10 protein-coding genes are annotated in these 8,274 nt (G+C 71.4%); 6 read left to right on the forward strand and 4 right to left on the reverse strand.

Annotated elements, in window-relative coordinates:
- Nucleotides 1-75 precede the first annotated feature (75 nt).
- The 6 genes from AB7U92_RS16830 (at nucleotide 76) to AB7U92_RS16855 (ending at nucleotide 4,489) form a co-directional block, all read left to right on the forward strand.
- Nucleotides 76-534, forward strand: coding sequence for a (2Fe-2S)-binding protein (locus tag AB7U92_RS16830; RefSeq protein WP_428579337.1), 459 nt, complete (start codon nucleotides 76-78; stop codon nucleotides 532-534).
- Between the two features lie 36 nt (nucleotides 535-570).
- Complete coding sequence (locus AB7U92_RS16835; protein WP_428579340.1) at nucleotides 571-1,719, forward strand: DUF1615 domain-containing protein; 1,149 nt, start codon at nucleotides 571-573, stop codon at nucleotides 1,717-1,719.
- A gap of 92 nt (nucleotides 1,720-1,811) precedes the next feature.
- The gene (locus tag AB7U92_RS16840) at nucleotides 1,812-2,810 is read left to right on the forward strand and encodes a tripartite tricarboxylate transporter substrate binding protein (RefSeq protein ID WP_428579343.1); all 999 of its coding nucleotides are present in this window, start codon (nucleotides 1,812-1,814) and stop codon (nucleotides 2,808-2,810) included.
- On the forward strand, nucleotides 2,807-3,166 hold the full coding sequence (locus AB7U92_RS16845) for a hypothetical protein (protein WP_428579346.1): 360 nt from the start codon (nucleotides 2,807-2,809) through the stop codon (nucleotides 3,164-3,166). The genes AB7U92_RS16840 and AB7U92_RS16845 overlap by 4 nt, the downstream gene beginning before the upstream one ends.
- Before the next feature lie 9 nt (nucleotides 3,167-3,175).
- Complete coding sequence (locus AB7U92_RS16850; RefSeq protein WP_428579349.1) at nucleotides 3,176-3,703, forward strand: carboxymuconolactone decarboxylase family protein; 528 nt, start codon at nucleotides 3,176-3,178, stop codon at nucleotides 3,701-3,703.
- 57 nt (nucleotides 3,704-3,760) lie between these two features.
- Nucleotides 3,761-4,489: an ArsR/SmtB family transcription factor gene (locus AB7U92_RS16855; protein WP_428579352.1), complete on the forward strand. Its 729-nt coding sequence runs from the start codon at nucleotides 3,761-3,763 to the stop codon at nucleotides 4,487-4,489.
- Here AB7U92_RS16855 and AB7U92_RS16860 read toward each other — a convergent pair.
- The 4 genes from AB7U92_RS16860 to AB7U92_RS16875 all read right to left on the reverse strand — a co-directional run.
- Nucleotides 4,450-5,256 (reverse strand): alpha/beta hydrolase, encoded by an 807-nt coding sequence (locus AB7U92_RS16860; RefSeq protein ID WP_428579355.1) that lies wholly within the window; start codon nucleotides 5,254-5,256, stop codon nucleotides 4,450-4,452. The genes AB7U92_RS16855 and AB7U92_RS16860 overlap by 40 nt on opposite strands.
- A 45-nt stretch (nucleotides 5,257-5,301) precedes the next feature.
- On the reverse strand, nucleotides 5,302-5,814 hold the full coding sequence (locus tag AB7U92_RS16865; RefSeq protein WP_428579358.1) for a chemotaxis protein CheW: 513 nt from the start codon (nucleotides 5,812-5,814) through the stop codon (nucleotides 5,302-5,304).
- Nucleotides 5,815-5,825: 11 nt separating this feature from the next.
- Entirely contained in the window at nucleotides 5,826-7,820 is a 1,995-nt protein-coding gene (locus AB7U92_RS16870; protein ID WP_428579361.1) for a methyl-accepting chemotaxis protein, read from the reverse strand.
- On the reverse strand, nucleotides 7,817-8,274 hold a 458-nt coding region (locus AB7U92_RS16875), incomplete at its 5' end, for a chemotaxis protein CheW (protein ID WP_428579364.1). The genes AB7U92_RS16870 and AB7U92_RS16875, both read right to left, overlap by 4 nt.

Genomic DNA, 8,274 nt, shown 5'->3' on the forward strand with positions numbered 1-8,274 from the left:
AATGCGCAGCCGGCCTACGTGCCCACGCCGGCCGGCCAGCTTCCTGCACCCCCCACCGCCTGAGGAGACGAGCCCATGCCCATCTACAACCTGACCGTCAACAACCCGCCGGTGAGCGTCGACGCGCCGGCGAACCTGGCGCTGCTGTGGGTGCTGCGCGACAGGCTCGGCATCACCGGCCCGAAGTACGGCTGCGGCCTGGACGTGTGCAAGGCCTGCACCTGCCTCGTCAACGGCAAGGCGGTGTCGACCTGCGCAGTGAAGATCTCCGAGGTGGCGAACAAGAAGGTCACCACCATCGAGGGCCTGGCCAACGGCAGCACGCTGCACCCGGTCCAGCAGGCCTGGCTGGACCGCGACGTGCCGCAGTGCGGCTTCTGCCAGCCGGGCCAGATCATGGCCGCGGTCGATCTGCTCAGCCGCACGAAGACGCCGACCGACGCCGACATCGATGCGATCGAGAACATGTGCCGCTGCGGCACCTACGGGCGCATCCGGGAGGCGATCCGCGCGGCGGCGGCGATGATGCCCTGAAGCCGTCGGCCCGGCGCGGCGGGCAGAATGCGGCGCGTGCCGTCCGCCACCCGCCCGCCGCTTCCACGCCGAATCACCACCGCCGCAGCCACCGTCGCAGCCGCGCTGCTGCTCGCCGGCTGCGCCATCCCCGGCCGCATGGCCGAGCCGCAGGGCCTGGGGCCGACCGAGGCGCGCGAGGCCATCCTGCGCGTGCTCCCCGAGCGGCTCGACGACCGCGCCGGCTGGGCCGCCGACATCCATGCCGCACTGGCCGCGCAAGAGTTGCCTTCGACGCCGGAGAACCTGTGCGCGGTGATGGCCGTGACCGAGCAGGAGTCGGGCTACCGGGCCGACCCGGCCGTGCCCGGCCTCGCCTCGATCGCCCGGAAGGAGATCGAGCGCCGCGCCGGCGACGCCGGTGTGCCGATGCTCGCCGTGCGTGCCGCACTGGCGCTGCCGTCGACCGGCGGGCGCAGCTACGCCGAGCGCATCGACGCGGTGAAGACCGAGCGCCAGCTCAGCGAGGTGTTCGAGGACTTCATCGCCATGGTGCCGCTGGGCCGCACCTTCCTGGCCGACCGCAATCCGGTGCGCACCGGCGGGCCGATGCAGGTGAGCATCGCCTTCGCGGAGGAGCACGCGAAGGAGCGGCCGTATCCGTACGCGGTCAAGGAGTCGATCCGCCGCGAGGTGTTCACGCGCCGCGGCGGTTTGTACTTCGGCGCGGCGCACCTGCTGGCCTACGAGGCGCCGTACGACCAGCCGATCCACCGCTTCGCCGACTTCAACGCCGGCCGCTGGGCGAGCCGCAACGCGGCCTTCCAGAACGCGCTGGCGGTGGCCTCGGGCCTGCCGGTCACGCTCGACGGAGACCTGCTTCCGCGCACCGCCGCTGCGCCGCGCGGCGAGACCGAGCGCGCCGCACTGACGCTGGCCGCGCGCCTCGGCCTCGGTGAATCGGCGATCCGCCGCGACCTGCAGCGCGGCGAGCAGGCCGGCTTCGAGAAGACGTCGCTGTACGAGCGGGTGTTCGCCTACGCCGAGCAGCTCGATCGCCGCACGCTGCCACGGGCCGTGCTGCCGAGGATCGACCTGCACAGCCCCAAGTTCACGCGCAAGCTGACCACCGAATGGTTCGCGAAGCGCGTCGACGAGCGCCACCGGCGCTGCCTGGCGCGCATGCCGCCGCCGCGCGACGATTGAGCCGCGGCCGGCGCACTGCGGGCTTTCCAGCACGACAGCGGCGAGTGGCTCACGCACACTCGCCCGACCCTCACTCGCCACCGGCACGCACCATGAGACTGTCGTTTCCCCGCCTGGGCACCGCCCTCGTCCGCCCGCTGCTCGCCCTGTCGGTCCTGGCCGGCGCGCTGGCCGCGCCTGCCGTGCAGGCCCAGGCCTGGCCTGGCAAGCAGCCGATCAAGCTGGTGGCGGTGTTCCCGCCCGGCGGTTCGGTCGACCAGGTGGCGCGCCTGCTGGCGCCGGTGCTGCAGCAGCGGCTGGGGCAGAACGTCATCGTCGAGAACAAGGGCGGCGCCTCCGGCGCCATCGGCACCGCCGCCGTGGCGCAGGCGCCGGCCGACGGCTACACCTTCGCCGTGGTGTTCGACACCCACGGCGTCAACCCGGCGCTGCAGCCCAACCTGCCGTTCGACACGAAGCGCGACCTGACGGCGGTGTCGTTGATCGGCACCGGCGCGATGGTCATCGCCACCGTCGCCTCGTCGCCCTACAAGTCCTTCGGCGACGTCGTGAAGGCGGCGCAATCCGGCAGCTCGATCAGCTACGGCAGCATCGGCAATGGCAGCCTCGGGCACCTCGCGGTCACCATGCTGGCCAAGTCCGGCAAGATGGAATTGATCCACGTGCCCTACCGCGGCGGCGGCCCGCTGATGAGCGACGCCATCGCCGGCCATGTGCCGGTGTCCGTGGGCTCGGTGTTCCTGACCAAGCCGCACATCGACAGCGGCAAGCTGCGCGCGCTGGCCGTCACCACCAGCCAGCGCAGCGCCAACCTGCCGGGCGTGCCGACCATCGCCGAGAGCGGCTTCGCCGGGTTCGACGCGCCGGCATGGTGGGCGGTGCTCGCGCCGGCGAAGACGCCGCCGGAGATCGTCCAGCGCATGAACGCGGAGATCAACGCCGCGCTGAAGCTGCCCGAGGTGGCCGACAAGCTGGCCGCCCAGGGCATCGTCACGCGCAGCGACACCCCGGCGGCCGCCCAGTCCTTCATCGAGCAGCAGCTCGACACCTGGGCCCAGGTCGTCAAGGCCAACGGGATCAAGTCGGAGTGATCACGGCCGACGCGCTGCGTGCGATGCCCGGCCCTGACCGGTGGCGGCCGGCGTGCCCGTGCGCGCGGCTGCAGTGCGCCGGCTGGGAGTCGATCGGCGCGCCGCTGGCCGAACCGGGCTTCCGCCGCGTCGGCACGCTGCGGGAACCGGACGTCGACGAGCCGACGGTCGAGGAATGGCCGGGCAGCCGCTTCTGGTCTGCCGACGCGCCGATCTCGCCGCGGCACTTCCCGTACAACCGCTGCGAGGTGTGGGCCTGCGCCGCCTGCGGGCGCGGCTTCCTGCAGTACACCGAGGTCGGCGGCTACTACGTCGACCATCGCGTGCGCCAGCTCGACCCGGCGCTCGTCGTCTGAGGCATCACGATGGCCCGCATTCCCTACGCCAACCTGTCCGCGCCCGAGGCGCAGCCGCTGGTGCAGCGCATCGTCGCCGAGCGCGGCAGCGTGCTGCACCTGTACCAGATGCTGATGCACAGCCCGCCGCTGGCCGAGGGCTGGCTGGGCTTCATGACGAAGGTCCGTCAGCAGCTCTCCTTGCCGGGCGATCTTCGCGAGCTCGTGATCATGCGCATCGCCCATCTCAACGGTGCGCCCTACGAGGCCGACCAGCACGCGCCGATCGCGCTGAAGGAGGGCCTCGCACAGGCGCAGCTCGAAGCGCTGGCCGACTGGCGTGCGGCCGGCGAGCGCTTCACGCCGCTGCAGCGCGAGGTGCTGGCGCTGTGTGACGCGATGACGCGCGAGGTGCACGTCGATGCGGCCGTCGTGCAGGCGGTGCGCGCGCGGCTCGGCGAGCGCCAGCTGGTCGAGCTGGTGGGCACCATCGCCTCGTACAACATGGTGTCGCGCTTCCTCGAGGCGCTGCAGATCCACTCCGACGATCCGCGCTGAACCTCGCTTCGGCCTGCGCCGAAGCGTGGCAGCCACGGGCCGAGGCACACTGGCGGCATGACGGCAAGGGCCACCCTGCGCGACCACGAACCACGCCTCGCCCGCGCGGCCGCGATGGTGGCCGACCCGGCGCGCTCGCGCATGCTCAGCCTGCTGCTCGCCGGCGAGGCCGCGACGGCCAGCGAGCTCGCGGCCGCGGCGGGCGTCACCGCCGCTACCGCCAGCGGCCATCTGGCCAAGCTGCTCGACGCCGGCTTCGTCGCCTGCGAGCCGCGCGGCCGGCACCGCTACTACCGGCTGGCCCATGCCGACATCGCGCATGCGCTCGAGGCGCTGGCCCTGGTGGCCGAGGCCGGCGCGCGTGACGCGGCCTGGTCACGCCCCGAGCGGGCGCGGCTGCGCGAGGCGCGCTGCTGCTACGGCCACCTGGCGGGTCGGCTCGGCGTGCGCCTGTTCGACACGCTGGTCGAGCAGCATGGCCTGCAGGCGCGCGGCGACGGCCTCGCGCTCACCGACACCGGCCAGGCCTGGCTGGCCGGGATCGGCTTCGAAGCGCCGCCGCCCTCGGCGAAGCGCCGCTACGCCTACGCCTGCATGGACTGGTCGGAGCGGCGCGACCACCTCGCCGGCGCGCTGGCCGATGCGCTGCTGGTGCACTGCATCGCGCAGGGCTGGCTGCGCCGCGAGACGGGCCGGGCGGTGAGCGTCACGCCGCGCGGCCAGCGCGAGCTGCTTCCGAAGCTGGCTCAGAGCGAAGCCAGCGCCGCGCGCACCGCATCGAGATAGCTCTCGATCTCCTGCAGGTCGTTGTGCCCGCCACCGGGCACCACGTGCAGCCGCGCGTGCGGCGCCACGGCCTGCAGCGTCCGGCTGTGCGCCAGCGGGATCAGCTCGTCGCGGTCGCCGTGCAGCAGCAGCACCGGCGTGCGCACGCGCGCCAGGTGCTCGTCGGTGCGCAGCGGGTAGCGCAGCAGCGCGGCCGGCACCCAGGGATAGTGCTGGCGCGCCAGCGCCGCCAGGCTCTCGTAGGGCGAGACCAACACCGTCAGGTCGGGTTGCAGCTCGGCGGCGAGCGAGGCCGCCAGCGCCGTACCCAGCGAACGACCGTAGAGCACCACGCGCCGTCCGGCATAGCGCGGCGCGACATCGCGCCACACCGCGCGCACGTCGGCATGCAGCTGGGCCTCGCTGTCGATGCGGCCGCTGCTTTTGCCGTAGCCGCGGTAGTCGAGCATCACCAGGTCGAAGCCGGCGCGGCGGTAGAAGTCGGCGTTGACGAACCAGCTCGCCAGGTTGCCGGCATTGCCGTGCAGGAAGAAGACGACGCCCTTCGGCTCGGGCAGGCGCAGCTCCAGCACCGACAGCCGCGCGCCGTCGACCTCGACGAAGCGTTCGTGCACGTCGGGCTCGCGCGCGAGCGCCTGGTCCGCCGACAGCGGCGTGGGCAGGAAGATCAACCGCTCCTGGCCGAACCAGAGCAGGGCCAGCAGCGCGGCGTACAGCGCGGCCGCGAGCGCGAGGGCGGTGAGCATGGGGCGCAGCAGGGTCGACATGCGGGCACGATACGCGAGGCCAGCAGCGCCGGATGCACACCGCCCTCAGGCAGTCGCCGCCTCCTGCGAGACCGCGCACAGCTGCGCCATCTCGTCCATGTCGAAGGCCTTCTGCGGCTCGAGTAGGATGACGAATCGTTCGCCGAGCTTGCCCAGGCCGCGGATGAAGTCGCGGCGCACCGAAGTGCCGAAGTTCGGCGGCGGCTCGATCGCGTCGTCGGCGAGATCCACCACCTCGCTGACGGCATCGACCATCAGGCCGAGCTCGGTGCGTTCGCCGTCGCGCAGCGAATCGAAGATCACCACGCAGGTCTTCTTGCCCACCTGCGCGGCCTCGCGGCCGAAGCGGGCGTTCAGGTCGATCACCGGCACCACCGCGCCGCGCAGGTTGATCACGCCGCGCACGAAGGACGGCATCAGCGGCACGGTGGTCATCGGGCCGTGCTGGATGATCTCGCGCACGCTGCGGATGTCCAGCGCGAAGGCTTCGTCGCCGAGCCAGAAGGTGAGGTACTGGCCGGTGTGCGCGGCGGCCGGTGCGTCGAGGGTGGCGCTCATGGCCGTGAACCTCAGTACGGGCGGAAGTTGGCCGTGCCGGTGGCCAGCGGGCGCATCGGCGTGGCGGCCAGCGGGCGCGGCATGGCGGGGCGCATCGGCGTGTTCGGCGCGCGGCGCTCGACGAAACCCTCGACGTGCCCGCCGCCGGCAGCGAAGAACGCCACCGACTGCTGCAGCTGCTCGGCCTGTCCGGAGAGCTCCTCCGAGGTGGCGGCGAGTTCCTCCGAGGCCGAGGCGTTCTGCTGCGTGGCCTTGCTCAGCTGGCCCATCGCCCCGCCGATCTGCGTGACCGACTGGCTCTGCTCGCTGCTGGCCGCGGCGATCTCCTGCACCAGCTCGCTGGTCTTCTGGATCGACGGCACGATCTCGTCGAGCAGCTTGCCGGCACGCTCGGCGGTCGAGACGCTGTTGGCCGCCAGGTCGCCGATCTCCTTGGCCGCTTCCTGGCTGCGCTCGGCGAGCTTGCGCACCTCGGCGGCCACCACCGCGAAGCCCTTGCCGTGCTCGCCGGCGCGCGCCGCCTCGATGGCCGCGTTCAGCGCCAGCAGGTTGGTCTGGTAGGCGATGTCGTCGACGATGCTGATCTTCGCGGCGATCTGCTTCATCGCCACCACGGTCTTCGTCACCGCCTCGCCGCCCTCGGCGGCTTCCTTGCTGGCCTTGGTGGCCATGCCGTCGGTGACCTTGGCGTTGTCGCTGTTCTGCGAGATCGAGGCCGACATCATGTCGATCTGCGAGGTGGTCTCCTCCACCGACGAGGCCTGCTCGCTGGCTGCCTGCGACAGCGACTGGGCGGTGGCGCTGACCTGGTTGGCCGCGCCGGTCAGCGCCTCGGCGGCGGTGCGCACCTCGTCGATGATGCCGGCCAGCTTGTCGCAGCCGGCGTTGGCGTCGTTCTTCACCTGCTCGAACACGCCCTGCACGTCGCGCGAGATGCGCTGCGTGAGGTCGCCCGACGCGAGGCCACCGAAGATGCGGCCGATGTCGTCGAACACGGCGGAGGTGGTCTCGAGCAGGTCGTTCATGCCGGCGCACATCTCGGCGATCGGGCCGGACTTGCCCTCCAGTGCGATGCGTTGCGACAGATCGCCCGCGCGGGCAGCGGCGGTCACCTTCTGCGCCTGCCCGACGGCATCCTTGAGCATCTGGTTGGCCAACTGCTCGGTCGTCACGTCGGTGGCGATCTTGACGATCTTCGCGACACGGCCCATCTCGTCCTTGACCGGTGCATAGACCGCCTGGATCCACACCTCCTTGCCGGAACGCGTGATGCGCTTGAAGACCTCGCTGTGCGCGCGGCCCGCGTTCAGGTCGGCCCAGAACTGCTGGTAGGCGTGCGAGCCTGCAGCGGCCGGGTCGACGAACATACGGTGGTGCTTGCCCTTCACCTCGTCGAGCGAGTAGCCCAGCAGGCCGAGGAAGTTCTGGTTGGCCGTCATCACGTGGCCGCCGAGGTCGAATTCGATGTAGGCGTAGGCAGCGTCGATCGCGCCGAGCACGCCGCGTGCGTTCTGGCGTTCGATCTCGGCGGCAGTGATGTCGTAGCGCACGCCGAGGTACTTCATCGGCTTGCCGTTCTGGCCGAGGATGGGCGCGATCACCGCGTCGACGTAGTAGGGCGTGCCGTCCTTGGCGCGGTTCTTGATCACGCCGCGGAAGATCTCGCCGCGGCCGATGGTCTGCCACAGCTGCTTGAATGTCTCCTTGGGCATGTCGGGGTGCCGCGTGGTGCTGTGCGGCTGGCCGATCAGCTCGTTGCGCGAGTACTTCGAAACCTCGATGAACTTTTCGTTGATGCTGAGGATGTCGCCCTTCTTGTCGGCCTCCGAGACGATGCTGGTGACGTTCATGATGTCGGTGCGGACCTTGAGCTCCGCCTCGACTTCATCGAGGCGTGCGCGGGTTTCGGCCAGCGCAGCCTCGGCGGCCAGGCGGGCCTGGCGTTCCTTGAGCTTGCCGGCGGCAAACAGGCGTTCGAACAGGGTAGAGGTGGAGGTCGCGTTCATGACAAGGGGCTTTCCGGAGTGACGACGTGCGCGGGATGCGCGTGAGGCGGGGAACAGGCCGCCGCATCCGCGGCCAGCTGGCCGAGCGAGGCGACGTCGAAGATGAGCGCGACCTCGCCGTTGCCGAGGATGGTCGAGCCCGAGATGCCGCGCAGGCTGCGGAACATGCGGCCGAGCGGCTTGATGACGGTCTGGTGGTGGCCGAGCAGCTGGTCGACGAGCACGCCGCAGCGCTGCGCGCCGGCCTGGATCACGACGACACTGCAGCGCGCCGGGGCCGGGCCTTCCAGCCCGTAGAGCTCGCGCAGGCTCACCACCGGCAGCACCCGCCCGCGCAGCTCGATCATGCTGCGCCCGCGGGCGTCGAGCGCGGCGGCGCTGGGCTGGTTCTCGATGACCTCGACCACGGCATCGAGCGGGAAGATGAACTTGCTCGCGCCCACGCCGATCAGGA

The sequence above is a fragment of the Piscinibacter sp. genome, from assembly GCF_050175855.1.
In the GTDB taxonomy this organism is placed as follows: Bacteria; Pseudomonadota; Gammaproteobacteria; order Burkholderiales; family Burkholderiaceae_C; genus Piscinibacter.